Origin of the sequence: Flavobacterium degerlachei (genome assembly GCF_900106645.1) — a bacterium.
GTDB classification, from domain to species: Bacteria; Bacteroidota; Bacteroidia; order Flavobacteriales; family Flavobacteriaceae; genus Flavobacterium; species Flavobacterium degerlachei.
Map to the genome: position 1 here is coordinate 104994 of NZ_FNMV01000002.1, position 25423 is coordinate 130416.

25 protein-coding genes are annotated in these 25423 nt (G+C 33.5%); 15 read left to right on the top strand and 10 right to left on the bottom strand.

The genetic code is table 11. From position 1 onward, the window contains the following. Positions 1-35: 35 nt before the first annotated feature. The gene (locus BLV91_RS02620) at positions 36-509 is read right to left on the bottom strand and encodes a Dps family protein (protein ID WP_091429334.1); all 474 of its coding nucleotides are present in this window, start codon (positions 507-509) and stop codon (positions 36-38) included. A gap of 94 nt (positions 510-603) precedes the next feature. Between BLV91_RS02620 and BLV91_RS02625 the strand changes: the two genes are divergently transcribed. Then, the gene (locus BLV91_RS02625) at positions 604-1545 is read left to right on the top strand and encodes a LysR substrate-binding domain-containing protein (protein WP_091429335.1); all 942 of its coding nucleotides are present in this window, start codon (positions 604-606) and stop codon (positions 1543-1545) included. Between the two features lie 18 nt (positions 1546-1563). On the opposite strand, the gene BLV91_RS02630 is transcribed toward BLV91_RS02625, so the two are convergent. The 4 genes from BLV91_RS02630 to mnmD all read right to left on the bottom strand — a co-directional run bounded on the left by BLV91_RS02630 (position 1564) and on the right by mnmD (position 3436). Next, entirely contained in the window at positions 1564-1761 is a 198-nt protein-coding gene (locus tag BLV91_RS02630) for a hypothetical protein (RefSeq protein ID WP_091429337.1), read from the bottom strand. 221 nt (positions 1762-1982) lie between these two features. Then, positions 1983-2180 carry a hypothetical protein gene (locus tag BLV91_RS02635; protein WP_091429339.1) on the bottom strand — a complete coding sequence of 66 codons (198 nt, stop codon included), beginning with the start codon at positions 2178-2180 and terminating at the stop codon, positions 1983-1985. Positions 2181-2417: 237 nt separating this feature from the next. Continuing rightward, positions 2418-2615, bottom strand: coding sequence for a hypothetical protein (locus BLV91_RS02640; RefSeq protein WP_091429341.1), 198 nt, complete (start codon positions 2613-2615; stop codon positions 2418-2420). Between the two features lie 155 nt (positions 2616-2770). Continuing rightward, positions 2771-3436, bottom strand: a complete 666-nt coding sequence (gene mnmD / locus BLV91_RS02645) for a tRNA (5-methylaminomethyl-2-thiouridine)(34)-methyltransferase MnmC2 (protein WP_091429746.1) — start codon at positions 3434-3436, stop codon at positions 2771-2773. A 296-nt stretch (positions 3437-3732) separates the two neighbouring features. Here mnmD and BLV91_RS02650 point away from each other — a divergent pair, with 296 nt between their 5' ends. Next, positions 3733-4800 (top strand): branched-chain amino acid aminotransferase, encoded by a 1068-nt coding sequence (locus tag BLV91_RS02650; protein WP_091429343.1) that lies wholly within the window; start codon positions 3733-3735, stop codon positions 4798-4800. 158 nt (positions 4801-4958) lie between these two features. On the opposite strand, the gene BLV91_RS02655 is transcribed toward BLV91_RS02650, so the two are convergent. Next, positions 4959-5342 carry a pyrophosphohydrolase domain-containing protein gene (locus BLV91_RS02655; RefSeq protein ID WP_091429345.1) on the bottom strand — a complete coding sequence of 128 codons (384 nt, stop codon included), beginning with the start codon at positions 5340-5342 and terminating at the stop codon, positions 4959-4961. Positions 5343-5422: 80 nt separating this feature from the next. Here BLV91_RS02655 and BLV91_RS17165 point away from each other — a divergent pair, with 80 nt between their 5' ends. Beyond that, positions 5423-5611, top strand: coding sequence for a hypothetical protein (locus tag BLV91_RS17165; protein WP_091429347.1), 189 nt, complete (start codon positions 5423-5425; stop codon positions 5609-5611). Between the two features lie 69 nt (positions 5612-5680). Here BLV91_RS17165 and BLV91_RS02665 read toward each other — a convergent pair whose 3' ends face one another. Then, positions 5681-7717, bottom strand: coding sequence for a dipeptidyl-peptidase 3 family protein (locus tag BLV91_RS02665; RefSeq protein WP_091429350.1), 2037 nt, complete (start codon positions 7715-7717; stop codon positions 5681-5683). 307 nt (positions 7718-8024) lie between these two features. Here BLV91_RS02665 and BLV91_RS02670 point away from each other — a divergent pair, with 307 nt between their 5' ends. The 4 genes from BLV91_RS02670 (at position 8025) to BLV91_RS02685 (ending at position 10785) form a co-directional block, all read left to right on the top strand. Beyond that, positions 8025-9218, top strand: a complete 1194-nt coding sequence (locus BLV91_RS02670; RefSeq protein WP_091429353.1) for an SRPBCC family protein — start codon at positions 8025-8027, stop codon at positions 9216-9218. 64 nt (positions 9219-9282) lie between these two features. Continuing rightward, the gene (locus BLV91_RS02675; protein ID WP_091429355.1) at positions 9283-9825 is read left to right on the top strand and encodes an RNA polymerase sigma factor; all 543 of its coding nucleotides are present in this window, start codon (positions 9283-9285) and stop codon (positions 9823-9825) included. Positions 9826-9858: 33 nt separating this feature from the next. After that, entirely contained in the window at positions 9859-10269 is a 411-nt protein-coding gene (locus BLV91_RS02680; RefSeq protein WP_091429358.1) for a hypothetical protein, read from the top strand. A gap of 57 nt (positions 10270-10326) precedes the next feature. Next, the gene (locus BLV91_RS02685; RefSeq protein ID WP_175513936.1) at positions 10327-10785 is read left to right on the top strand and encodes a sensor of ECF-type sigma factor; all 459 of its coding nucleotides are present in this window, start codon (positions 10327-10329) and stop codon (positions 10783-10785) included. Positions 10786-10854: 69 nt separating this feature from the next. Here BLV91_RS02685 and BLV91_RS02690 read toward each other — a convergent pair whose 3' ends face one another. Further along, entirely contained in the window at positions 10855-11922 is a 1068-nt protein-coding gene (locus BLV91_RS02690; RefSeq protein WP_091429361.1) for a sialidase family protein, read from the bottom strand. A 113-nt stretch (positions 11923-12035) separates the two neighbouring features. Between BLV91_RS02690 and BLV91_RS02695 the strand changes: the two genes are divergently transcribed. The 3 genes from BLV91_RS02695 (at position 12036) to BLV91_RS02705 (ending at position 16905) form a co-directional block, all read left to right on the top strand. Further along, positions 12036-13397, top strand: coding sequence for a hypothetical protein (locus BLV91_RS02695; RefSeq protein WP_091429363.1), 1362 nt, complete (start codon positions 12036-12038; stop codon positions 13395-13397). A gap of 125 nt (positions 13398-13522) precedes the next feature. Next, complete coding sequence (locus tag BLV91_RS02700) at positions 13523-15490, top strand: KUP/HAK/KT family potassium transporter (protein WP_091429366.1); 1968 nt, start codon at positions 13523-13525, stop codon at positions 15488-15490. 140 nt (positions 15491-15630) lie between these two features. After that, complete coding sequence (locus BLV91_RS02705) at positions 15631-16905, top strand: RsmB/NOP family class I SAM-dependent RNA methyltransferase (protein ID WP_091429368.1); 1275 nt, start codon at positions 15631-15633, stop codon at positions 16903-16905. Positions 16906-17059: 154 nt separating this feature from the next. Here BLV91_RS02705 and rho read toward each other — a convergent pair whose 3' ends face one another. Next, positions 17060-18805 (bottom strand): transcription termination factor Rho, encoded by a 1746-nt coding sequence (gene rho, locus BLV91_RS02710; RefSeq protein ID WP_091429370.1) that lies wholly within the window; start codon positions 18803-18805, stop codon positions 17060-17062. A 182-nt stretch (positions 18806-18987) separates the two neighbouring features. Here rho and BLV91_RS02715 point away from each other — a divergent pair, with 182 nt between their 5' ends. The 3 genes from BLV91_RS02715 (at position 18988) to BLV91_RS02725 (ending at position 21993) form a co-directional block, all read left to right on the top strand. Further along, on the top strand, positions 18988-19401 hold the full coding sequence (locus BLV91_RS02715) for a DUF4293 domain-containing protein (RefSeq protein ID WP_091429372.1): 414 nt from the start codon (positions 18988-18990) through the stop codon (positions 19399-19401). 152 nt (positions 19402-19553) lie between these two features. Further along, complete coding sequence (locus tag BLV91_RS02720; RefSeq protein WP_091429374.1) at positions 19554-20216, top strand: response regulator; 663 nt, start codon at positions 19554-19556, stop codon at positions 20214-20216. Positions 20217-20358: 142 nt separating this feature from the next. Beyond that, complete coding sequence (locus tag BLV91_RS02725; RefSeq protein ID WP_245709592.1) at positions 20359-21993, top strand: tetratricopeptide repeat-containing sensor histidine kinase; 1635 nt, start codon at positions 20359-20361, stop codon at positions 21991-21993. Here BLV91_RS02725 and BLV91_RS02730 read toward each other — a convergent pair whose 3' ends face one another. After that, positions 21994-22491, bottom strand: coding sequence for a metallophosphoesterase family protein (locus BLV91_RS02730; protein ID WP_091429376.1), 498 nt, complete (start codon positions 22489-22491; stop codon positions 21994-21996). A gap of 219 nt (positions 22492-22710) precedes the next feature. Here BLV91_RS02730 and truA point away from each other — a divergent pair, with 219 nt between their 5' ends. Together truA and BLV91_RS02740 are read left to right on the top strand one after the other, a co-directional pair. After that, complete coding sequence (gene truA / locus BLV91_RS02735; RefSeq protein WP_091429753.1) at positions 22711-23451, top strand: tRNA pseudouridine(38-40) synthase TruA; 741 nt, start codon at positions 22711-22713, stop codon at positions 23449-23451. A 110-nt stretch (positions 23452-23561) separates the two neighbouring features. Continuing rightward, positions 23562-25316 carry an ABC transporter ATP-binding protein gene (locus BLV91_RS02740; protein ID WP_091429378.1) on the top strand — a complete coding sequence of 585 codons (1755 nt, stop codon included), beginning with the start codon at positions 23562-23564 and terminating at the stop codon, positions 25314-25316. Positions 25317-25423 lie beyond the last annotated feature (107 nt).

The following is a 25423-nucleotide window of genomic DNA, read 5'->3' on the forward strand; positions in this document are numbered from 1 at the left end:
GTATACTGCTGTTTAATCTTAACAAAGAAAATCCTTTATTCTTCAAGCCATGCTTGCATCATCCATAAGGTTTTTTCTTGTTCTACTATAAAGTCACTCATCATAGAGTTTGTTCCTTCATCATTTATTGCGCCTGCTTTATTAAGAATTTCTCTTTCCATTCTCAATAAATCTGACAATGAACTTACTATCAAATGAATTGCTTTTTCATCATTGGATACATTCTTACCTACTTCTAATTTATTATTTTTGATATAATCTTCAAAAGTATGAAGCGGTGTACCTCCTAGTGTAAGAACACGTTCAGCGATCATATCCACTTTTAATTGCGAATCGTTATAAAGCTCTTCAAATTTAACATGCAAATCAAAAAAACGTTTTCCTCTAATATTCCAATGAATTCCTCTCAAATTTTGGTAGTACACTTGGTAATTTGATAATAAAGTATTTAATTCCGTTACTATTAATTCTGATTCTTTAACTGGTAAACCTAAAATATTTGTTTTCATGTTTTTTATTTTTATCAAATTTAAGCAAGAAAACAGGATTTTACACTATAAAGTAAATTGATTGTTTTTATATTTGCATCATAAAATACTATACATGACTATTACTCAATTAAAATATGTGCTTGCAGTTGCGGAACATAAAAACTTCACTTTGGCAGCAGAAAAATGTTTTGTGACTCAACCCACATTGAGCATGCAGATACAAAAAATTGAAGAGGAATTAAATATTCTGATTTTTGACCGATCAAAAAAGCCGATCCAACTAACTGATATTGGCCAAAAAATCGTAAATCAAGCCAAGAACATTGTTAATGAAGCTGGTAGGATACAAGATATTGTCGAACAGCAAAAAGGATTTATTGGTGGGGAATTTAGATTAGGGATAATCCCAACTATCATGCCTACTTTACTACCAATGTTTTTAAATAATTTTATCAAAAAATATCCAAAAGTAAAACTCATCATTGAGGAATTAAATACTGAGGAAATTATCACAAAACTAAACAACGGTCATCTTGATGCAGCAATAGCAGCTACCCCGCTGATGGAGGAGAAAATTAAGGAAGTAGTTTTGTACTTTGAACCATTTGTTGCTTACATCCCAGAAAGTCACCGTGATTTTGAAAAAGAAGAGATTGAAGTATCCGACTTAAATTTAGACGAAATCCTGCTCTTGCAAGATGGACACTGTTTTCGTGATGGAATATTGAATTTGTGTAAAAACAATCCGAAAAATGAATTTAGTCATTTTCAAATAGAAAGCGGAAGCTTTGAAACTTTAATAAAACTAGCTGATGAAGGATTAGGTACAACATTACTGCCTTACCTACACACATTAGACTTAAAAGAAGCAGATAAGTTGAAGTTAAGACACTTTAAAGAGCCAAAACCTGCTCGAGAGGTGAGCTTAATATTTCCTAAAAGCGAATTAAAAATCCAAATTATTGATGCCCTTAGAAGCACAATAGCAGGAGTTATAAAAGGAGCAATCGTTTTTCAAAATGTGCAAATAGTTAGTCCAATTCAGAAGAAATAGACTTTTACAATGTTCTATTTATTCACAGATTAAAGAAATACATTTTTTTAATTCTGGTTTGCTGTCAGTATAAAACATGAGCCAATTTTTTAAATGTTCCATTTCATAAGGCAATAAGTTTCTTATTGCTTTTTTTAATTCTTTACTGAATAATTCAGGATTAAAGCTGACTTTCTCAAGAGAATCCTTGGTGTAAAAATAAATTAATCTTGACATAGCATATTATTTAAAGAGTTATTGATCTAATTATAGCATGAATATAATTATCACTTATTTTCTCTATTGCAAAAGCGAGGCCAAAGTGTAATAAACAGTAACTGGATATATTAAAAGAACATTAGTCTTTCATTAATGTATTTCATTCATCCTTAAAAGTTTTTCACATTTTCAGATCATTCATATAAATTAAAAAAGGAACCCACAAAGGTTCCTTTTTTTTATTCATTGATAATAAACAAACATTTTTTTAATTCTGGTTTTTCATTGGTATAAAATAAAAGCCATTTCCTTAAATGGTCAATTTCATAGGGTAACAAAGTTTTAACCGCCTTTTTTAGTTCCCTAATAAAAAGCTGTGGATCAAAACTAACTCTTTCGAGTATCTCTTTTGTGTAATCATAAATCATTCTAGACATAATTATACGGTTTAAAAAGTTTTCTTAATAAAGCACAGTATAAATATAAAGGTTTATGCTCTTAATTCTATGACAATATCCGATTAAATGCATAAAACAACGTTAACACACTCTTTTATAGATTTATTTTATAAAAAATCTTACAAATAATTAAATAGAAAAATCACTTTTAAAATTTTTAAAAAACACCATATAAGAACATAAAAAAGGAACCTTTTTAGGGGTTCCTTTTTCTATCTATTGATTTACAATTAGTAAACATTGTTGTAATTCTGGTTTTTCAATTATAAAATTTGACAACCATTCTCTTAATTGCTCCATTTCATAGGGTAATAATGATTTGATGGCTTTTTCTAACTCCTTGCAAAAAAGTATCGGATCGAAACTTACTCTTTCTAGTATTGATTTTGTGTAATCAAACATGATTTTCGACATAATAAATTATGGTTTTTAGGTTAAATTATGATTCTTATTCTTTAGTAAAAATACATTTATTATAATTAGAATCTATTAATTTAACGTATAATTTTGAATATTATTTTATCACTCGCAATTATTTTTGATGAATTATTTAAGCCAATAAAAAGCATTTATTGGGCTTTTCGCGCACGAAACATTTCTCTTTTCCCTGGAGGTCCTGCTAGTTTTTCTACGGTAAATCCAACTTCAATCATACTCCTTTTTACTACACCACGGGCAGCATAAGTCACTAATACTCCATTGTCTTTAAGGGCGTCATACATTTTTTTAAATATGGCAGTACTCCATAATTCAGGTTGAACTCTATATCCAAAAGCATCAAAATAAATTAAATCATATTGATTCAAATCATCAATTTCTTCAAATAATTGTTTTCGTTTCGTTAATGTAAAGTCCGCACTCAGCACCATTTTTTCCTCCCAATTGCACTGATGCATTTTTTCGAAAGTCGCCTTGTCATCGATAGCGTTTAATTCATCCACGTAGTTCATCGAAATTAACTCCTCAGGCGAAATGGGGTACGCTTCTACTCCAACATATTCAATAGACTGATTCATTTTTCTTCCTTCTAAAAAAGTAATGAACGCATTCAAGCCTGTTCCAAATCCAATTTCCAAAATTGAAACTTCCTTGTTTTGAAAAAGGGAAAGTCCATTCTTTATAAAAACATGCTGCGCTTCTTGAATGGCGCCGTGTTTAGAATGGTAACACTCATCCCATTCCTTTATTTGTATAGTGGTCGAGCCATCTAGTGTTTGTATTATTTCTCTTTCCAAAATATTATTTTTAATTCTTATTTTTATTTTATCCTTCCTCTGCACGTCAAAACTAATCAAAAACTAATATAGAAAGTTCAAAATATCCCAAATTATACAGATTTCACATAAATCAGTCTCGTTTTTTTAATATAATTAAATCACAATTAAACGCTATATTTAATGATATTTTCACAAGGAATTCATTGATTTTTATTTAATTTTGCATGAATTAAAGTTCAATTTGCAATAAAATGAACTTTTTAGGCTTTTGCTTAATTTTCATACAATAATAAAAATAAAACCTATATAGTATTATGAGCACAACTCACACCAACAAAATTGACATAATAAAAGCCCCAACTTCAAAAATAAACGAAGTTGATTTTGAAAACTTAAGCTTTGGCTCCGTATTTACAGACCATTTAATGGAATGTGATTATACAAATGGCGAATGGCAAAAACCGGTCATCAAACCTTATGCGCCATTCTTATTAGATCCTTCTGCTAGAGTTTTCCATTATGGTCAAGCTATTTTTGAAGGAATGAAGGCTTACAAAGATGATGAAGATGCGATTTGGCTTTTTAGACCTGATGAAAACTACAAACGTTTCAACAGTTCTGCAGTAAGAATGGCAATGCCAGAAGTTCCAGAAGATGTTTTTATGAATGGTCTTAATCAATTATTACAATTAGATGAAGCCTGGATTAAAAAAGGAAAAGGAAACACCTTATATATACGTCCATTTATGATTGCTACCGGTAAAGGTGTAATTGCAAACCCATCAGATGACTATAAATTTATGATTATCCTTTCACCGGCTAAATCTTATTATTCAGGTGAGGTAAAAGTATTGATTGCTGAGCATTTCAGTAGAGCAGCAAATGGTGGAATTGGAGCTGCAAAGGCTGCAGGTAATTACGCTGCGCAATTTTACCCAACAAGCTTAGCTAATAAAGAAGGTTTCCAACAAGTGATTTGGACTGATGATGCTACTCACACTAAACTAGAAGAAGCAGGAACAATGAATGTGTTTTTTAGAATAAATGACACCTTATATACTGCACCTACAAGCGAAAGAATTCTTGATGGAATCACTAGAAAGAGTCTTATCGAAATGGCCAAAAAAGATGGTATTACTGTTGAAGTTCGTCCGGTTCTAGTTTCAGAATTGGTTGAAGCTTCTAAAAACGGAACCCTAAAAGAAATTTTTGGTGCAGGTACTGCTGCTGTAGTTAATCCTATCATTGGATTTTCTTACCAGGATGTATATTATGAATTGCCAAAAATTGAAAACTCATATGCTTCTCAATTAAAAGAAGAATTAACGAACATACAACACAAACTAGCTGAAGATACTTTTGGCTGGACTGTAAAAGTTTAGTTCTAAATATTCCATAAAAAAAGGTGATTTTCAATTTGAAAATCACCTTTTTTTTATTCTGCTTATTTTAACTTCCAAAAAGAAAATTGTTGCAGCAAGATCTATATTTGCCTTCAAGGACTTTAAGAAATTATAATCAAACAAACGTTTTCAGAATACTATTTGAGTATTTTAGAGAAGTCTGGCTTAAAATAATTAGGCCCTTTCATTACCTTTCCATCCTCACGATAAATCGGATTTCCGTCTTCGTCTAACTTGCTCATATTGCTTCGTTGAATCTCATCAAAAACAGCTTCTATTTTGTGTTGTAAACCATGTTCTATAATGGTACCGCACAAAATGTACATCATATCACCCAAGGCATCTGCAATTTCGACTAAATCATTATTTTGAACTGCTTCTAAATATTCCTCGTTCTCTTCCTTCATCAAACTGTAACGAAGAGTGTTTTTGCTTTCGCCCAAACATGCGACTGGGGTCTCACTATGTCCAATTTTAAATGCCGTATGAAATTCCTTGACTGAATTTATTTGCTTTTGCATAACTAATTATATTAAATGAAAAGGCAAATTAGCAACTATTTCTAAACTATTAGCTAAATTTGTCCAAAATAATTCAAACTATGTTTAGTCAAGGACAATTAATATTTGCAGCTTGTTTTTTTGTTGCGTTTGCTATCGCAATGATTTACGCCTACCGAAAAGATGTAAAATTACACAAGCTATTTTATAAAGGAAGTTACAAGATTCTGATCGCCTTCATCGTTTTTATTGGGATTCTATTTGTGATAAAAGTGTATTTTAAGAGATAATCTTTCTTTTTTAAACAAACAAAAGGCCACGTGATGTGGCCTTTTGTAATATAATCAATTTAATTCTCCTTAATTTGTAAGAGGTAAAAAACCGAAGTTTTTAGAGTAGTACAGCATTTGTTCAGCGAATGAACTTGGCTGTTTCACATCTATCGAAATAATTGCTCCTTTTGCATCTAATTTTGGAACTAACATAGGGTTTACAAAACCACTATATGCCGCCGAAGAGAATTGCTTGTTACGCTCTAAAACTTCTCCATGTAATTTTTGATCCACTTTTACACCATAATTTTCTACTAATGCTTTACCCGCTTCATAATCTCCTTCAGACTTGATTCGTTGTACTTCACGCAACAACTGTCCAAATAAATCATGTAATTTTTCATAGTTCGTAATATTGAAATACGTTTTACCATCACGGTTTAACTTTTCAATTACATTGTCTTTTAATCCTTTTTCGAATGCCCAAGCACTTACCCATTGACGATTTCTCATATGAGCTTCTTCGATGTTAGCACCTAACTCTAAACGGAATAATTGAGTCATCAATCCATTACGGATGTAACTATCATAAGACTCCATTCCTGTTTTCTTCCAATCATCTACAAGACCTAATTCTTGAATTTTAGGGTTGTATAAGTAGTACAAACCTACTAAATCAGCTCTTCCCTCTTCAAGAGTAGACGCATAACTTTTCAAAGTTTCTTTAGGCGTTCCTACACCTGGATTAATTTGTCCTGAAGCATGACCTACAACTTCATGAAGTGCAGTGTGCAACTTATCACCTATCTCTCCGTATTTTTCAGCTAAAGCAACTTCTTCTTCATCATTTGCAAATTCTTGCAACTTCCCTTTTCCACCTGCTTTAGAATACGAATCGATAATATTTCCTAATGAAACTGATTTTGAACCATGACCGGCACGAATCCAATCTGCATTTGGAAGGTTAACCCCAATTGGTGTACTTGGGGAAGCATCGCCAGATTCACCTGCAACAATTACCGTTTTATAAGAAACACCCACTACATTCTTCTTTTTATGTTGTGGCATTAATGGAGAATTATCTTCAAACCATTGTGCATTTCCTGACACTACTTCCATCTTTTTAGACATGTCAAAATCTTTAATCTGAACAACTCCTTCATAAGATCCTCTGTATCCTAATGGATCATTGTAGACTTCGATAAAACTATTGATATAATCGATATTTCCTTCAGTAGCTGCTAACCACGCTATGTTGTATTCATCCCAAGTTTTTAAACTACCCGTTTTATAATAAGAAATCAACAACCCTAAAGCATCTCCTTGGTTTTTATTTTCTGCAACACTTTGGGCTTTCTCTAACCAATAAATGATTTTATCGATTGCTGTTCCATACATTCCATTGCTTTTCCAAACTTTTTCTTCTAATTGTCCTTCTGAGTTGCGAACTAATTTAGAGTTCAATCCATAAGAATACGGTTTCTTAGCATCTGGACTTGTTTTTTTAGCGTAAAAATCTTCCGCTTCTTTCAAGCTAATACCTTTTTCATAAAAATTGATAGCAGATCCAGCTAACAATCCTTTAGATTCATCCAAATTAACTTTTTTGGTATCGATGTCATTAAATAATACCGCAGCAATACTCGGTTCTAATTTCGTATTGGTTGCTTTCATCAAAACAGCAAAATAGGCTTCTGAAAAATCAGGCTGAATTTTCTCGTTTGAATAATGATGGTGGATTCCGTTTGAAAACCAAACTCTTTTAAGATAAATTTCAAAGTTTTTCCAATCTTCAGTGCTTTTATCCCCGTTGTAATTTTGATAAATATTCTCTAGCGCTTTTCTTATTGTTAGATTGTATCTATAGTTTTGATCCCACATGATATCACGCCCAGATGTTCCGGCTTGTGTAAGGTAATAGACCAGTTTTTGTTCTTTAAGCGTTAAATCTTCCCAACCTGGAATTTGGTAGCGTAATACTTTTATGTCGGAAAATTGCTCGACAACGTATTCAAAGGCTGCATTTTCTTTTTTATCTACGTCTGCTGTTTTAACTACTTGTACCGAACAACTAGTAGAAACCGCAAGAGCTATAAAAATGCCTGTGATTCTTAGTAATTTCATTATTATATTTTTTAAAGATTAATTAAACTATTATTCAACAAATATACACATTCTATAAATAAACCATAAAAAACATATCAATCAGCACGCCAATAATAAGGAAAGTGCAAAATTTATTTTCCATTAAAATCGTTACACATTCATTTAATGCCTTTTAAACTCACTATATTGAATGCAGCTAATTAAGTTAAAACCACTTTCTAAAAAAATAATTGTCCATAAAAACAGCTTCCCTATAATTTTTTTATGATTCGTCCTACATATTGATAAAAATTTTAACTTTACATCTGAAAACAACCAATTTATTATGAGAATTTTAAAATACATATTTCTTTTATTATTACTAAGTTTAGTGGCCTTGTCTATTTTTATGGCTACACAAAAAGGTGATTTTAATGTTGAGAGAAGTAAGTTTATCAATTCAGCAAAACCCGTAGTTTATAATTATGTAAATGATTATAAAAACTGGGAGGATTTTGGAAGTTGGACTACTGAAGATCCTGAAATAAAAATATCATACCCTCAAAAAACAATTGGTCCCGGGGCTTCTTATTCTTGGGAAGGAAAAGAAGGCGAAGGTCAGATGCGTACCCTTTTTGTAAAAGAGAACGACAGTATTTCTCAAAAAATGAATTTTAACGGTACCGAAGCTAAGGTTTCTTGGAGATTTAAGGATACTATTGGAGGAACAAAAGTGACTTGGAGATCAGCTGGAAAAATGAGTTTTATGTTTAAGATCTATGCTGCTCTGAATGGTGGCGTAGACAAAGTTATAGGCACAATGTATGAAAAAAGTCTAGCTAATTTAGATAAGGCTCTTGATTATGAAATAAACACCTTTTCAATAGAAGTGGACGGTTTAGTAAAAAAACCACAACTCTTTTATTTGAGTCAGACTTTTACCTCTGAAATTGCAAAGATCAATAAAAACTTCAAAGTTGTAATCCCAAAAATCGAAGCTTTTTGTCAAGAAAACAATGTCCAAATTAATGGAAAGCCGTTCGTGATTTACCACACTTATGACTTAACAAGCGGGTTAGCAAAAATATCCATTTGCCTTCCTATAAAAAGTGAGATATTCACAAGTGCGGGTAGCGATATTCTATCTGGAAAGTTGGAAGCATTTGAAGCTGTAAAAACTACTATGGTTGGCGACATATCACATAACAAAAAAGGCTATGACAAGACGATAGAATACATGAGTAAAAATCAACTTACAATAAACCCTGTTTTTTCACATATCGAAATTTATTCTACGTCAAAAGTTGATATAAAAAGCCCTTCAAAATGGGTTACCGAAATTTACGTACCACTGATTCCTAAAATTATTCCTGTAAAAGCATATGTTCCAGTAGCAACAAAAACTGCAGAACCTTCTGCGGAGCAAGTAGTGCCGAGCGTGGCAGAACCTGCAAAAGTTATTAAAACACCCATAAAAACCAGCGAGCCTAAAAAACCAGTTGCACCTAAAGTTAAAGAGGAAGAACCATCCGAATTTTAATTATTATTTTTTATTTGATTAAACCAATTTGAAAAATTCCATTCTAACTACATAAATAAAAGCTTTGTCAGAAGAAGAGGAATTTATTCAACAGCTATTGAATCCGAAAACGCAAAATGAAGCGTTTCAAAAACTCTTGTTAGCTTATCAAAAACCTTTGTACAATCACATACGTAACATCGTGTTGAATCATGACGATACTGATGATGTCTTGCAAAATACCTTTATAAAAGTATTCCAACATTTAAAGAAATTCAAAGGAGAAAGCAAGCTTTTTTCATGGATCTATCGCATCGCCACAAATGAAGCGCTTAGCTTTTTAAGTCAAAAAGCTAAAAAAAATGGGATTTCATCTGAATCGTTGCAGAATAAAACAATAGACAACCTTAAATCTGATCCTTATTTTGATGGAGATGATGTTCAAATTAAATTACATAAAGCGATTGCGGCACTTCCTGAAAAGCAACAATTAGTTTTCAAAATGAAATATTTTGAAGAACTGAAATACGAAGAAATATCAGAAATTTTAGGAACTTCGGTAGGTGCGCTAAAAGCCTCCTATCATCATGCAGTAAAAAAAATTGAAGTCTTTATCATAGCCGATTAAACCTTTTGTCAATAATTAAGTCTAACCATTGTTATGAAAGAATTTAAATTAGAAAATAAGCCAAAAATCGAATCTGGGTTCAAAACCCCAGAGCATTACTTTGAAAATTTTTCAGAAAAGTTAATGCAGAATTTGCCTGCGAATGAACCAAAAATAATATCGATTTTCCAGAGAAGAAAAAAGTCCTTAATGATTGCAGCAGCCATTTTAATTATGGCATTGATGGTTCCAATCTTATACAACACAACGGCTAATAAAGAATTAGACGAAGCTACCTTGGAAAATTACCTAAGCTATCAAACTAATATGACTCAATTTGATTTAATAAACGTATTAGAGTCTGAAGATATTGATAATATAAATACAACAATTGCTCTGGAAGATAAAACCATTGAAGACATGATGGCTACAAATCCTGATCTAGAGTTGCTCCTAAATGAATAAGAATAAATAAGAACATTGTTTCTTAACCATTGAAACGAAAATACAAAACACAAAAAAATGAACATCAAAAAAATCCTTCCGATACTTTTGCTAATCAGCTCTTTTAATTTTTATGCTCAGAGCGAAAGTATAAAAGACAAAAAAGAACAAATAAAAGCTTTGAAAGTGGCTTATTTAACCACAGAACTAGACTTAACCACTAAAGAAGCTGAAAAATTCTGGCCTGTTTACAATACCTTCGATGACAAACAATTTGAATTAAGGCACATGAAAATGAAAGCCTATAAGCAGAGAATGAGTGAAGCTGCTTTAGATAAAATGACTGAAAATCAAGCAGTCCTATTATTGACGCAAATGGAAAACACAGATGAGGAGTTATTCTTACTACGCAAAAATTACACTAAGAATCTAAGAAAGGTGCTCCCTGCAGTAAAGATCATAAAGCTTCGTATTTCTGAAGAAGGTTTCAACAGAAAATTATTGCACCAATATAGAGACAGACATAACAAAAAATAACATCTTGTTCTGCAATCAAAATTAAAAAACCCAATCCAATAATTTTAATTATTGGATTGGGTTTTTATTTTATTTCAAAAATTTAATCCGAATCATTTTATTTTTTCCTGCAGCAATTGCCGTTTGCTTATCTACAAAACGTATTGTGTAAAGATCTGGATCAGCGGCCAGTTGTTCCCATGAATGTCCGCCATTATAAGAATAATAAAGCCCCGAAGCACCTACACTAACTAGTGACTTCCCGTTACTATGAGGAACATACTGAACACATGAAGCGTATCCAAAACCTTGGTTCTCTGAAATCAATTCCCACTTTTTCCCGCCATCATATGTAATTGCCTTATTACCATAATTCTGATTTGGCGCCTCATAATCTCCCCCCGCAATAAATCCTCTTTTGGAATCATAAAAATCAGCTGTAAAGATACCTGCCATTGCTTTACCTTGCACTATTGGAGTATCGTACACTTTCCAGTTCCTTCCTTTGTCAGATGAGTAGAAAACCCTAGCTTTTTTTCCTCCCGAAACGATCCAGGTATTATTTCCTTTTATTACAATATTAGTATTACTTGCCGCAAAAGCAGCTTCACCTTCCGCAATTTCAAGTAATTCATTTGCTGGTATTTTATTCCATGTATTCCCCCCGTCTCGCGTTATTATTACAGAAAGTGCATTATTGATCGGATCACCCATTGCAATTCCCTCTTTGTTATTCCAAAACTGCATGCTATCATAAAACACCTTTTCGTGATTTTCCTGATACACTAATTTAGTTGTAAAGTCCTTTTTAGATACTTTATATAGTAAAGCTGGGTTAGCAACATTCAACAAAAAAACAGCGCTTGCCGTTTGTGCATTACTTCTGAATTCTAACTTTAAACTGTCTTTAACTATTTTTCTTTCAAATTTTACATTTGTTTTCAAATCGTAAAAACCAAATCGTGAATTATTTGCCGAATACCAGATTTTATTTTCGTCTACAACTACGGCCCGAATAGAAATGTTATCCTCAAATAGCGTATCGATTACAACCTTTTTATAAGTAGTCATATCCTTACTTATTTTTTCATACACCGTTGTTTTACAAGATACTAAAACAACAGCCACTAACCCTACCAAAAATATATTTTTTCTCATTCTATGTTTATTTAAAGCTAAATTACAACTAATTATAGGAATGGCAAATCAACTTAAAATTAATTGGCACAGTAATTGGATATTCAAAATTGTTATATTTTAATACACTGATTATGAAAACTAAAATACTATTATTGAGTCTTATGACTTCCTTTTTTGCGCTGCAAATGCAGGGACAAAATAGAACTAGGGTAAATGCAATGAACGACGAAATTAGTGATAATTTAGACCTACGAGCTGTTACCGATATTTTTGGAGATTCTAGAAATCTTCAAGACTTTGAAAAACGTTTAAATGATCCAGAGCTTCAAATATCAAATTTGGATCTGAATTATGACAATGAAGTTGATTACTTGCGAGTTATCGAAACTGTTGATTATAACACTCACGTTATCATCATCCAGTCAGTACTTGATCGCGATGTATATCAAGACGTTGCCACAATCGAGGTAGAAAAAGACAGATACAACAGAGTTCATATACAAGTTGTAGGAAATGAATATATGTATGGTCCCAATTACATTTATGAACCAGATTATTATAGTACTCCTGTAATATATGCCTCATTATGGTCTTATAACTATCGTCCTTATGTTTCAAACTGGTATTGGAACTTTTACCCATCTTATTATTACGCATGGAATCCTTTTCCGGTTTACAGATACAGGAACAACATTCAACTTAGCTTAAATATACGTAACAACTACAATTATGTAACTTCTAGAAGGAGTAACCAAGCAGTTGTTTTATATAGCTCAAGACGTTCAAATGGTTTTGAAAGACGCCATCCTGATTATGCTTTTTCAAGAAGAAACGCTACCGTGTCAAATCGATATGAATTAGACCAGAGAAGAAATTCCAGAAGTATAAGCGCACGCAACGACAACGGTAACTCTAGAACTAGAACAAGTCCTTCAAGAGAACAAAGTGGAAGAGTAGGGAATCAAAGGGACTATTCCCAAAATAGAACGAGTCCAGCTAGACAAAATGCGCCTCAAAGAAACGAAACGCAAAGAGACAATGCTCAAAACAGATCTAGTTCACCAAGACAAAATGCACCTCAAAGAACCGAAACGCAAAGAGACAATTCTCAAAACAGATCTAGTTCACCGAGACAAAATGCGCCACAAAGAACTGAAACGCAAAGAGACAATTCTCAAAATAGATCTAGTTCACCGAGACAAAATGCGCCTCAAAGAACTGAAACGCAGCGAGACAATTCACAAACTACAGGCAATTCTGCAAGACAAGCTGCACCTCAAAGAACTGAAACGCAACGAGACAATTCGCAAAGTAGAGGCAACTCTGCAAGACAAGCTGCACCACAAAGAACTGAAACGCAGCGAGACAATTCGCAAAGTAGAGGCAACTCTGCAAGACAAGCTGCGCCACAAAGAGCTGAAAGTCAAAGAAGCAACTCTTCTTCAAATAAAGAAGGGAATAACTCATCACGAGGAAACAATAGAAGAACATAATAGTTTTTCAACAAAATTTAAAAACACGGTTTAATTGAACCGTGTTTTTTTATGTCTTATTTCGAGATAAACAGTTCTAATTTATTTTAAAAGAGTAAATTTGACGAGTTTTTTAAAGATAATTCATGAGCACAAGCACATCGCATAAAAACCTGCATTCAAAATTAACGTTAGGTGGTTTATTAATTAGTTTAGGAATAATTTACGGTGATATTGGGACTTCTCCATTATATGTAATGAAAGCCATCCTTAGTAATAATATTATAAATGCTGATATCGTCTTAGGAGGTATTTCATGCGTTTTTTGGACTCTGACCCTTCAAACCACTATCAAATATGTAATTATAACCTTGAGTGCTGACAACCATGGTGAAGGGGGGATTTTCGCCTTATATGCATTGGTCAAAAAAACAAAAATTAAATGGCTCATCGTCCCCGCCATTATTGGGGGAAGTGCCTTGCTCGCTGACGGTATCATTACTCCTCCCATCTCCGTTTCATCAGCCGTAGAAGGAATCAAAACCTATTATCCTCAATTAAATACTGTTCCCATTGTTATCGGAATCCTATTCGTATTGTTTACGATTCAACAATTTGGTACAAAACTAGTTGGTAAATTTTTCGCTCCAATGATGCTGGTTTGGTTCAGCATGCTTGGAATCCTTGGTTTGATCCAAATCACAAAGCATCCTGAAGTTTTTAAAGCTTTCAATCCTTATTACGCATACAATTTGCTATCCATTCACCCTGACGGTTTTTTTGTTCTGGGATTTGTATTCCTTTGTACTACAGGGGCTGAAGCATTGTACTCAGATATGGGACATTGTGGTCGAAAAAACATTAGAATAAGTTGGATTTTTGTAAAAACAACCTTGGTACTAAATTACTTTGGGCAAGCAGCTTATTTAATTCATCACGAAGGAGAAACATTGCAAAGCCTAGGCGGTATCAATGGAAATACGTTCTACCTTATAATGGCTGACTGGTTTCAACCTGTCGGAATTGTAATCGCAACACTTGCTGCTGTGATTGCGTCCCAAGCCCTTATTAGCGGTTCGTTTACTTTAATAAACGAAGCCATGAGATTAAATTTCTGGCCAAAAGTAAAAATAAAATATCCTACGGAATTAAAAGGACAATTGTATATCCCGTCCATCAACTGGTTGTTATTCTTTGGATGTGTTGGAATTGTACTTCATTTCGAAGAATCAAGCAATATGGAACATGCCTATGGATTGGCAATTATACTTTGCATGATAATGACCACCATTTTACTTAATTTTTATTTAATTATGAAAAGAGTAAAATTATACCTTATTGTTCCATTGATCACAATATACTTAGCAATAGAACTAAGTTTCCTTGTTGCCAATATTACTAAATTTGCCGATGGTGGTTATGTTACTTTAATTATAGCTGTATTACTAATATCAGTAATGACAACTTGGTATCTAGCCAAAAAAATCAGCAAAAACTACACTAAAATTGTAAAAATTGAGCATTATAAAAAAGTACTTATGGAATTAAGTGCTGATTTATCTATTCCAAAATACGCTACTCATTTAGTTTACATGACGAATGCAAATCGTGCAGATGAAATTGAAGAAAAAGTAATGTATTCCATTTTACAAAAAAGGCCTAAAAGAGCAGATATTTATTGGTTTGTGCATGTAAACATTTTAAGCGAACCGTATAAAACAGAATATAAAGTAAGTGAACTAATCAAAGATGATTTGTATCGTATAGATTTCAATTTAGGTTTTAGAGAGCCAACAAAAATAAACCTGATGTTCCGCGAAGTAATCAGAGACATGGTTAAAAAAGGAGAAGTAGATATTACCAGCCGATATGAATCATTGAATAAGAACAATATCATTGGTGACTTCAAGTTTGTATTATCTGAAAAATTCCTATCCAACGATAGTGATATGAGATGGCATGAGAAAATAGTCATGAACTCTTATTTCTTAATTAAAAAATTAAGCTTATCAGAAGAAAGCGCCTTCGGATTAGACAGTAGCTCGGTAAAAATTGAGAAATTTCCTATGGTGCTCCATGCTCCTGAAAACATCGGATTAACACGAGTTAAATAAAGGATTTCATTCCTTAAAAATCAAAAACACTGCCCCTATAGGCAGTGTTTTTTTTATGCTAAAAATTTAAAATCAACATTCATTATTAAAAATTTAACTTTCAACCAATTAATAGTACCTTTGCACCTCAATAATTAAAAATGAGATTACACAGAAATTTAGTTTATACCACCATTGATTCCCTAAATGCAATATTTAACGAAGGGGAATATGCTGATAAAGTGGTTGCAAGAGCCTTAAAGAAAGACAAACGTTGGGGAAGCTCTGACAGAAAGTTTGTTGCTGAAACCATCTACGAAGTAGTAAGATGGAAACGACTATATGCAGAAATTGCCGAAGTAAAAGAGCCATTTGACAGAGATAATATTTGGAGAATGTTTTCAGTATGGGCTGTATTAAGAGGTTACCCTATTCCAGATTGGCGTCAACTGGAAGGAACTCCAGAAAGAAAAATAAAAGGTCGTTTTGACGAACTTTCAAAAGTAAGAGCCTTAAAAGAGTCTATTCCAGATTGGATGGATGAAATGGGAGTAAAAGAATTGGGAGAAAAAGTTTGGGCTACTGAAATAGCTGCTCAAAACCAACCTGCAAAAGTGGTTCTAAGAGTCAACACGCTAAAAACTACCAAAGAAAATCTAAGAGCCATCTTGATGGACTTAAACATTGAAACAGACACTCTAAAAGGCCAACCAGATGCGTTAGTTTTAAAAGAAAGAGCAAATGTTTTCATGACTGATGTTTTCAAACAAGGATTTTTTGAAGTTCAGGATGCCAATTCTCAACTTGTTGCTGCTTTCCTTGATGTAAAACCAGGAATGCGCATTGTTGATACTTGTGCTGGTGCTGGTGGAAAAACATTGCATATTGCCGCTTTGATGGAAAACAAAGGACAATTGATTGCTATGGATTTATACGAAAGTAAATTAAAGCAATTAAAGATTAGAGCAAAAAGAGACGGTGCTTTTAATATAGAATACCGCATAATCGATACCACAAAGGTTATTAAGAAGCTACATCAAAAAGCAGATCGTGTTTTGATTGACGCTCCATGTAGCGGTCTTGGAGTTCTTAAAAGAAATCCAGATGCCAAATGGAAATTGAGACCGGAGTTTATTGACAATATTCGTAAGATACAATCAGAAGTTTTAGAAAGTTATTCTAAAATTGTAAAACCAGGTGGAAAACTGGTATATGCAACTTGTTCTGTATTACCATCTGAAAACCAAGAGCAGGTAGAACGTTTCTTGACAACAGACATTGGTAAAGAATTTACTTTTATCAAAGACCAAAAAATTCTGGCTTCAGAATCTGGTTTTGATGGTTTTTACATGGCTCTTTTAGAAAGAAAAGAAGAAGTAGCTAAACCACCAAAAGAAGCAAAAGTAAAAGAAATAAAAGAAGCTAAAGCAGAATAACATCAGCTTATAAATAATAGAAAATGCCTTCAATCGAAGGCATTTTTTTAGCTCATATCATAAATAAAAAATCCTCGAAAAGTAAATTACTTTTCGAGGATTTTTTTTGATAGAAAACAGACTACTCTATTTGCTTTATTCTATTCTCTCTAATTTAATCGTTCATCGAGATTAAAAACTCTTCATTATTTCTAGTTTGTCTGAAACGGTCGTTTATAAAACTCATCGCTTCCACTGGGTTCATGTCAGCAAGATACTTTCTCATGATCCACATTCTTTGCAATGTTTTTTCGTCTAATAACAAATCATCGCGACGTGTACTTGAAGATGTTAAGTCAATTGCTGGGAAGATACGTTTGTTAGCAATTTTTCTATCCAACTGTAACTCCATATTACCAGTTCCTTTGAATTCTTCAAAAATAACTTCATCCATTTTAGAACCTGTTTCAGTTAATGCAGTAGCTATTATACTTAATGAACCTCCGTTTTCAACATTACGGGCCGCTCCAAAGAAACGTTTTGGTTTCTGCAATGCATTCGCATCCACACCACCACTCAATACTTTACCTGAAGCAGGTTGTACTGTATTATAGGCTCTGGCTAAACGTGTAATCGAATCCAGTAGGATAACAACATCATGTCCGCATTCTACTAATCGTTTTGCCTTTTCCAGAACGATATTAGCAATCTTAACGTGTTCTTGTGGCTCTCTGTCAAAAGTAGAAGCAATTACTTCTCCACGTACGCTACGTTGCATATCAGTAACTTCCTCAGGACGCTCATCTATCAATAAAACGATAAGATAAACTTCAGGGTGGTTAGCTGCAATTGCGTTTGCAATTTCTTTCAACAACATTGTTTTACCCGTTTTTGGCTGGGCTACAATCATACCACGCTGTCCTTTTCCTATTGGAGAAAACAAATCGATAATACGTGTTGAAATCGTGCTTTCACGTGCAGCCAAATTGAATTTTTCTGACGGGAAAACTGGGGTTAAATGTTCAAAAGAAACTCTGTCACGAACAACTTGTGGGTCGTGTCCATTAATTTTAAGCACTTTTACAAGAGGGAAAAATTTCTCCCCTTCTTTTGGAGGACGTACCACACCTTTAACTGTATCTCCGGTTTTAAGTCCGAATAGTCTAATTTGTGATGTAGATAAATAAATATCATCTGGCGATGCCAAATAGTTATAATCTGAAGAACGTAAAAAACCATAGCCATCAGCCATCATTTCTAAAACTCCTTCACTTTCTATGATTCCATCAAATTCAAAATCAGAATCCCTAAAATTGCTCTTTTTAGCTTTAAAAGTAGGGTTTTGGTTTTGTTTATTTAACTGGTTTGGGTTTACTTTTTTAACAGGAGCAATAACTTCTTGAGTTGATTTTGTTTCAGTATCCGTAGCTTCTTCGTTTTCTTTTGATACTTCTTTTGCTTCTTCCTTATCTTTTTTCAAAGCAATTTTCTTTTCGTAAGCAGATTTATTGAATTTAATCACCTTTCCTACTTTCTTTTCAACTACTGGAGCTTCATCAGGAGTTTCAGTTTGAGTATTTACAGCTTCAACTTGCGAAGTAACTTCTGCTGGCACCTCAATTTTAGCTTGTAACTCTGTATCCACAGCATCTTCTTTCTTTGAAAATAAAGGTTTTGTTGTCGCTTTTTGAATGGCTGCCTTTTTTACAGGCACAATCCGTGCTCTTTTTGGCTTATCATCTTCAGTATTATTTACCGCTTGTTTCTCTGATGTTGAATCAACAGTGCTATTTTGATGATCCAAAATCGCCCCTATTAAGGTGTCTTTTTTTACACCATTAAATTTTATGGTTTTAGCTGATTTAGCTATTTCTTGAAGCTCAGCAAGCTTCATTTCCTTTAATGCAGAAATATCAAACATGAATGTTCTATGAGTTTAATTAAATTGGTAACACTATAAAAAGATAGGTAGTGATTTTTTATTTCGAATTGACCGCAGTATGAAGTGCTTACGGTATTGTCATGCAATAATACGAATAAAATTTAATGATACAATAGTATTTTAAAAAAAGAAAATATATTTTTGTAGAACAAAATTAAACAATGATACAGAGAATACAGACGATTTATTTAATTCTTGCTTTTGTAGTTACAGGAATATTACCGTTTTTATTTCCATTATGGACAATGAATGACGGAAAGGAATATTACTTTATGCAAAACCAATTTTATGTAATCTTATTGGGATTAAGTACAACACTTACCGTTTTTAGTATTGTTTCCTATAAAAAAAGACAGAATCAATTTGTCGTTGGCAGATTGAACATGATATTAAATTTAATTTTATTAGGATTGTTTGTATATCGTTCACTAAATGTATCTGGAGAAACAGTTCTTGTTTCTGAGAAAGGTATTGGGATGTTTCTACCTATAGTTGCTATCGTATTATTAGTCTTGGCTAATAAGGCCATCAAAAAGGATGAAGATCTTGTAAAATCTGTGGACAGATTGAGGTAAACCTATAAACTTAGTTTATTAGTGCGAAGGAAACCCGAATTTAATTATTCGGGTTTTTTTATGACTTTTACTAAGAATAATTTAGTAAATAATAATGCATAAATGATTTGTTAGCATATTTTTTTCTAAATTTGAATGCAGTATTATATAACATGAACGAAAAAATACGAATACATCTTGCAGACGATCATCAAGTTCTTATAGATGGTATGAAAACGCTATTAAACACCGTCTCTAATTTTGAGGTGGTCGGTTTTTCATTGGAAGGAAGCACACTTTACGACGAAGTAAAATCAAACAACACAAGTATTCTCATTCTTGACATTAGCATGCCTGTAAAAGACGGTATTGAGGTAGTCAAAGAATTTGCAAAAAAAGGCTTCCCTTGCAAGGTAATCATCCTCTCCAGCTATGATGATTTAAAAATAATACAAGAGGTCATGAAACTTGGTGTTAATGGCTATTTAACAAAACAATGTGCCGGAGAAAATATCGTAGAGGCCATTAATGCAGTTGCATCTGGTGAAGATTATTTTTGTAATGTAGTTAGGGAGAAAATCTTTAATTCGGCAACCAAAAACATTCCAAAACTAAACAAATACAAGCCTACAATCAATTTACTGTTGACCTCCAGAGAAATTGAAATCATTACTTTAATTGCGTTAGAATATAGTGGTAAAGAAATTAGCGAACAGTTATTCATCAGTGCGAATACTGTTGAAACACACCGCAAAAACATCATGAAAAAACTAAAAGCAAAAAACACCATCAGTCTGGTTAAATTTGCCCTTAAAAACAAATTAATTAAAGCCTAAATTGGTTCGCAATCAACTACAGATCCAACAGGAATTTGACCAAAAAAAACAAGAACTGTTTAATTTACATCAATTTTTCATGATTCAAAACCGATTCTTATTATTACTCCTGCTCCTATCAGCTTTTTTTAATCATGGGTTATTGTCCCAAAACACACCCCCTACGACAAAAACAATCACTGAGCTAACAGCAGAGGCTACCAGCCTAATGAAAGATGGAAAATACGAGAAATCGTTAATAAAATCTCGAGTCGCTTTAAAATACGCTATTGCCTTAAAAGACGATGATGCGATTGCCACTTGCTACAATACTATTGCTGCCAATTTTGACGAACTGACCGAGCCTGACAAAGCTTTTTTCTACTATCAAAAAGGACTTATCTATGCCAGCAGAACCAATAATAGCCAACTTAAAAACTGGCTTTACAACAATTTGGGTAACATCTACTGTTTTAACAAAAAGGAATATGCTAAAGGCATCTTTTATTACAAAAAATCACTAGACTACAGCACCAAAATTCATGATTCATCAGCTATTGTTTTTACGAAACTCAATATAACCTGGGCCTATTTTGACATTGGTCATTTTAAGGACGGCCTACCCTATTTGGAATTCGTCAATAAACACCACGAAAATTTTGGTGACAGCACTACAATTGCAGCCTTAAACATGCTCAACGGCATGTATTTCAACCATACTAATGAGGATGAAAAAGCGAATTATTTTTTTAATAATTCCATTAAACTTGCAATTAAAGAAGGATTCAAGTCTGACTTAGCATTTGCCTATTTAGAATACTCTAAATTTTTATTAAAAAAAGGCGACCATAAAAAAGCATATCAAAACCTAGCGCTTTACAACACCACAAACGCTCAGGTAGTCGATGAAGACAATCTCAAAAAAGTAAACGTTGCAGGAATCAATCTGCAAATAGACGAGTACAAAAGGGAGATTGATAACATCGAAACTAAATACAAGACAAAAGAACAAATCCTTTTAGAGAAACAGTCTAAAAACAAACAAATTAGTATCATCATCATTTCGCTGCTGCTATTGGTTATTATATTATTTTACTTTTTCTTTCAAAATACCAGATTGAAACAAAACAACAAACTCAAGGATATACAAAGTAAAATTCAGGAGAATATCATCAATGCCTCAGTCAATGGGCAGGAAATGGAACGAAAAAAAATAGCCAATTTTTTGCACGACAACATAAGCGCCCTACTTTCGACAGCTGGATTACATTTAAGTGTTTTCAGCGCTAAAAACCAGTTAGAATCAGAAGAAATTATGAAGACAAAAGCGGTGCTAAGAGAGGCCCACGATAAAGTCCGTGACCTTTCGCACGAGCTTTTACCTTCACTCTTAACTCGTTTTGGCCTATATTATGCGCTCAATGATTTGTGCGAAAAAAATTCAAACTCAAGCATCAGTTTTGAATATTCAAGCACAATGGAAATGAGCGTGCGCTATAATGAGGATTTTGAAATGAAGATCTATTTTATAATTACAGAACTACTGAATAACATCATAAAACACAGTAATGCTACGCATGCATTTGTTGGAATAGAAGAAAAAAACAACACCCTATTAATTCATGTAAGAGACAACGGAAAAGGCTTTGACACTAATGAATACTCCATAATTGAAGGTTTTGGTCTGAATCAGATTAAAGCGAGGATAAACAATATAGGTGGAGAGATAACAATCCAGTCTAAAGTAAAATCAGGAACTTCAATTCATATTAAAACGCCTATTTTATATAAAAAATAATTATACCCGTTTCTCCAGCTCAATAATCTCCAGATCTTTGATCTTGTCCCCTTCAATCACAAAACGAAGCATCGTGCGTACCTGATGAAAACCGCTTTTACCACAGGCACCAGGATTCATGTGTAAGAGATCATGCTTCTTATCAAACATCACTTTGAGAATATGTGAATGCCCACAAATAAACAATTTAGGAGGATTTGACACCATTTCGGCCTTAATATTCGGGTTGTATTTTCCCGGATAACCGCCAATATGCGTAATCCAAACATCAACTCCTTCGCACATAAAACGGTTGTGCAACGGGAATTCCAAACGCGCCGTCGCATCATCAATATTCCCGTAAACTGCCCGCAATGGCTTTAGTTTTTTTAAAGTATCAGTAACACTCAAGTCGCCAATATCACCAGCATGCCAGACTTCATCAGCTTGGTTCACATATTTTAAAATACTGTCATCCATATGACTATGGGTATCTGAAAGGAGTAGAATTTTTTTCAAAATATTTTTTTAGGAGCTTTTTCCTGCTTTGCACTACAATCTTTTTATCCGCCAAAAAGCGTATAAAAAGTATTTTCGTTTCAGTCAGGGCTAGGATTTTGTGGTAAAAATAATCATTCAGATTCCAATTAAAAAATCTATTTGAAATACAACAAACTTTGCGCCTTAACTGGTTCACAAAAAAATTAATAAGTATCTTTGCCACTTGAAAAAAACAAATTGAGGTATTTTATAAAATTAGCATACAACGGAACCCAATATCATGGCTGGCAATACCAACCCAATGCTTCCTCTGTTCAGGAAACAATGAATAAGGCGGTTTCGACATTGCTAAATACAGATATCAACCTCATGGGAGCAGGACGCACAGATACTGGGGTTCACGCTAAAGTAATGTATGCCCACTTTGATTTTGAAGCATCTATTGAGATTACAAAATTAGTACACAAACTCAACTCCTACTTGCCTAAGGATATTGTTGTTTATGACATTATTCCAGTTGCTGACGAAGCACATACTCGTTTTGATGCGACCAAAAGAACATATGAATACCACATCAACACTTTCAAAGATCCGTTTTTGCAAGAGCTTAGTTGGTACTTTCATCAAAAACTAGATGTCGATTTAATGAATGAGGCAGCAAAAATCTTGTTTAAGCACACTGATTTTCAATGCTTCTCAAAAGTCAACACGGACGTCAACACATTTGACTGCACAATATTTGAAGCACATTGGAAACAAGAAAACAATAAACTGGTATTTACCATATCAGCAAATCGTTTCCTGAGAAATATGGTACGTTCCATAGTAGGAACATTAGTAAACATAGGATTACACAAGATTACGCTTAACGATTTTAATGCCATTATCGAAGGTAAAAACAGAGATAAAGCTGGATTTTCGGTACCAGCACACGGATTATATTTAACCGAAATTGATTACGATTACTTAACGAAATAGCCCTGATAGCAGTGAAAATCCTTTTTATTTTTTTCTTTAAAAAACAAAAAGATTGTAACGAATAGCAGGAAATAGCTCCTAAAACTGAACTAAATTCAGCTTAAAATAAAATGAAAGCAAAAGCATTCGATACCCGATTATTCAAACGAATATTACAATATACAAAACCATACCAATGGCGTTTTAATGGCGTTATTGCATTCGCAGTTTCCCTTTCGGTATTTGCGGCATTGCGGCCGTATTTATTGAAGCAAACCGTTGATGGCTACATCCAGACCAGAGATGCAAACGGACTTTTATTTTACATCACCTTGATGGGAGTAGTTCTTTTATGTGAAGTTTTTTCGCAGTTTTACTTTGTATTTTGGGCAAACTGGCTGGGACAAGACATCGTAAAAGACATTAGAACGAAACTGTTCAAGCATATCTTGAGCTTCAGAATGAAGTATTTTGACCTCGTTCCTGTAGGCCAATTGGTTACACGTTCCGTTTCAGACATTGAGTCGATCGCTCGTATTTTTAGTCAGGGTTTATTTATGATTATAAGTGACCTGATGAAAATGGTCGTAGTGTTAGTTTTTATGTTTTACATGAACTGGCAATTGACTTGGATCGTAATTGTTGCCATGCCAATTTTGGTTTTTATCACCCGAATATTTCAACGAAAAATGCAGGTCGCTTTTGAGGATGTGCGTAACCAAATTTCAAACATGAACTCTTTTGTACAAGAAAGGGTTACGGGAATGAAAATTGTGCAGTTGTTTAACAGAGAAGAAATTGAGGCTGATAAATTCAAAAGCATCAATGACAAACACAAAAAAGCCTGGATAAAAACGATTCTTTACAACTCGATTTTCTTTCCTATTGCTGATATCATTTCATCTTTAACACTAGGTTTTATAGTGCTTTACGGTGGAATCAAGATTTTGAATGGTGATACGTTTACCACTTTTGGGGATTTATTTTCTTATACCATGTTCATTGGTATGTTGTTTAACCCTTTGCGTCAAATTGCTGATAAATTCAATGAAATGCAGTTGGGAATGATTGCTGCAAATCGCGTTTTTGAAATTATTGATACCGAAGACCAGATTCAAGATACAGGAACAATTGAGGCACCTGTTTTCCTAGGAAACCTAAGTTTCCAAGATGTTCATTTTAGCTACATTCCAGACGAAGAAGTAATCAAAGGCATCGATTTGAACGTAAAAGCTGGCGAAACCGTAGCTATTGTTGGTTCTACAGGTGCTGGAAAATCAACGATTATCAACTTACTGAACCGTTTTTACGAGATCAACAGCGGAAAAATTTGTATTGACAACCAAAATATCGAAAACTACACTTTAGGTTCACTGAGAAAGCAAATTGCTGTGGTATTGCAGGATGTATTCCTTTTTGCCGATACGATTTTCAATAATATTACGCTTAACAATCCTGATATTACGAGAGAAGACGTTTTGACTGCAGCAAGAGAGATAGGCGTCCATGAGTTTATCATGAGTTTGCCTGACAATTATGATTTTGACGTTAAGGAGCGTGGGGTGATGTTGTCTTCTGGACAGCGACAATTGATCGCTTTCTTGAGAGCATATGTCAGTAATCCAAGTATTCTTATTCTAGATGAAGCCACGTCGTCTATTGATACCTATTCAGAGGAATTAATACAACGCGCTACAGAAACCATTACACAAGGCAGAACATCTATTGTAATTGCACATAGACTAGCTACTATTGTCACTGCAGATAAAATTGTGGTGATGGACAAAGGTTTGATTGTGGAACAGGGAACACATCAGGAATTAATCAATCGCAAAAGTGGGTATTACAAGAATTTGTATGATTCTCAGTTTTCAGTGGCTAATTAGCAGCTTAACCACTAAAGCACTGGGGTCTTAGCAAATAGCTCATTATTTTTTAGGTTAAAAGGTTCTGTAAATACACTAAAAAATCAGCGGAAACCCGTTTAATCTGT

Bases quoted from the DNA above. Each gene is read 5' to 3' on its own strand.
- BLV91_RS02670 (WP_091429353.1), top strand. From the start codon at position 8,025: ATGAGAATTTTAAAATACATATTTCTTTTATTATTACTAAGTTTAGTG.
- BLV91_RS02680 (WP_091429358.1), top strand. From the start codon at position 9,859: ATGAAAGAATTTAAATTAGAAAATAAGCCAAAAATCGAATCTGGGTTC.
- BLV91_RS02740 (WP_091429378.1), top strand. From the start codon at position 23,562: ATGAAAGCAAAAGCATTCGATACCCGATTATTCAAACGAATATTACAA.
- BLV91_RS02640 (WP_091429341.1), bottom strand. From the start codon at position 2,615: ATGTCGAAAATCATGTTTGATTACACAAAATCAATACTAGAAAGAGTA.
- rho (WP_091429370.1), bottom strand. From the start codon at position 18,805: ATGTTTGATATTTCTGCATTAAAGGAAATGAAGCTTGCTGAGCTTCAA.
- BLV91_RS02700 (WP_091429366.1), top strand. From the start codon at position 13,523: ATGAGCACAAGCACATCGCATAAAAACCTGCATTCAAAATTAACGTTA.
- BLV91_RS02685 (WP_175513936.1), top strand. From the start codon at position 10,327: ATGAACATCAAAAAAATCCTTCCGATACTTTTGCTAATCAGCTCTTTT.
- BLV91_RS02630 (WP_091429337.1), bottom strand. From the start codon at position 1,761: ATGTCAAGATTAATTTATTTTTACACCAAGGATTCTCTTGAGAAAGTC.
- BLV91_RS02635 (WP_091429339.1), bottom strand. From the start codon at position 2,180: ATGTCTAGAATGATTTATGATTACACAAAAGAGATACTCGAAAGAGTT.
- BLV91_RS02705 (WP_091429368.1), top strand. From the start codon at position 15,631: ATGAGATTACACAGAAATTTAGTTTATACCACCATTGATTCCCTAAAT.
- BLV91_RS02690 (WP_091429361.1), bottom strand. From the start codon at position 11,922: ATGAGAAAAAATATATTTTTGGTAGGGTTAGTGGCTGTTGTTTTAGTA.
- BLV91_RS02695 (WP_091429363.1), top strand. From the start codon at position 12,036: ATGAAAACTAAAATACTATTATTGAGTCTTATGACTTCCTTTTTTGCG.
- BLV91_RS02625 (WP_091429335.1), top strand. From the start codon at position 604: ATGACTATTACTCAATTAAAATATGTGCTTGCAGTTGCGGAACATAAA.
- BLV91_RS02665 (WP_091429350.1), bottom strand. From the start codon at position 7,717: ATGAAATTACTAAGAATCACAGGCATTTTTATAGCTCTTGCGGTTTCT.
- BLV91_RS17165 (WP_091429347.1), top strand. From the start codon at position 5,423: ATGTTTAGTCAAGGACAATTAATATTTGCAGCTTGTTTTTTTGTTGCG.
- BLV91_RS02720 (WP_091429374.1), top strand. From the start codon at position 19,554: ATGAACGAAAAAATACGAATACATCTTGCAGACGATCATCAAGTTCTT.
- BLV91_RS02620 (WP_091429334.1), bottom strand. From the start codon at position 509: ATGAAAACAAATATTTTAGGTTTACCAGTTAAAGAATCAGAATTAATA.
- BLV91_RS02650 (WP_091429343.1), top strand. From the start codon at position 3,733: ATGAGCACAACTCACACCAACAAAATTGACATAATAAAAGCCCCAACT.
- BLV91_RS02655 (WP_091429345.1), bottom strand. From the start codon at position 5,342: ATGCAAAAGCAAATAAATTCAGTCAAGGAATTTCATACGGCATTTAAA.
- BLV91_RS02715 (WP_091429372.1), top strand. From the start codon at position 18,988: ATGATACAGAGAATACAGACGATTTATTTAATTCTTGCTTTTGTAGTT.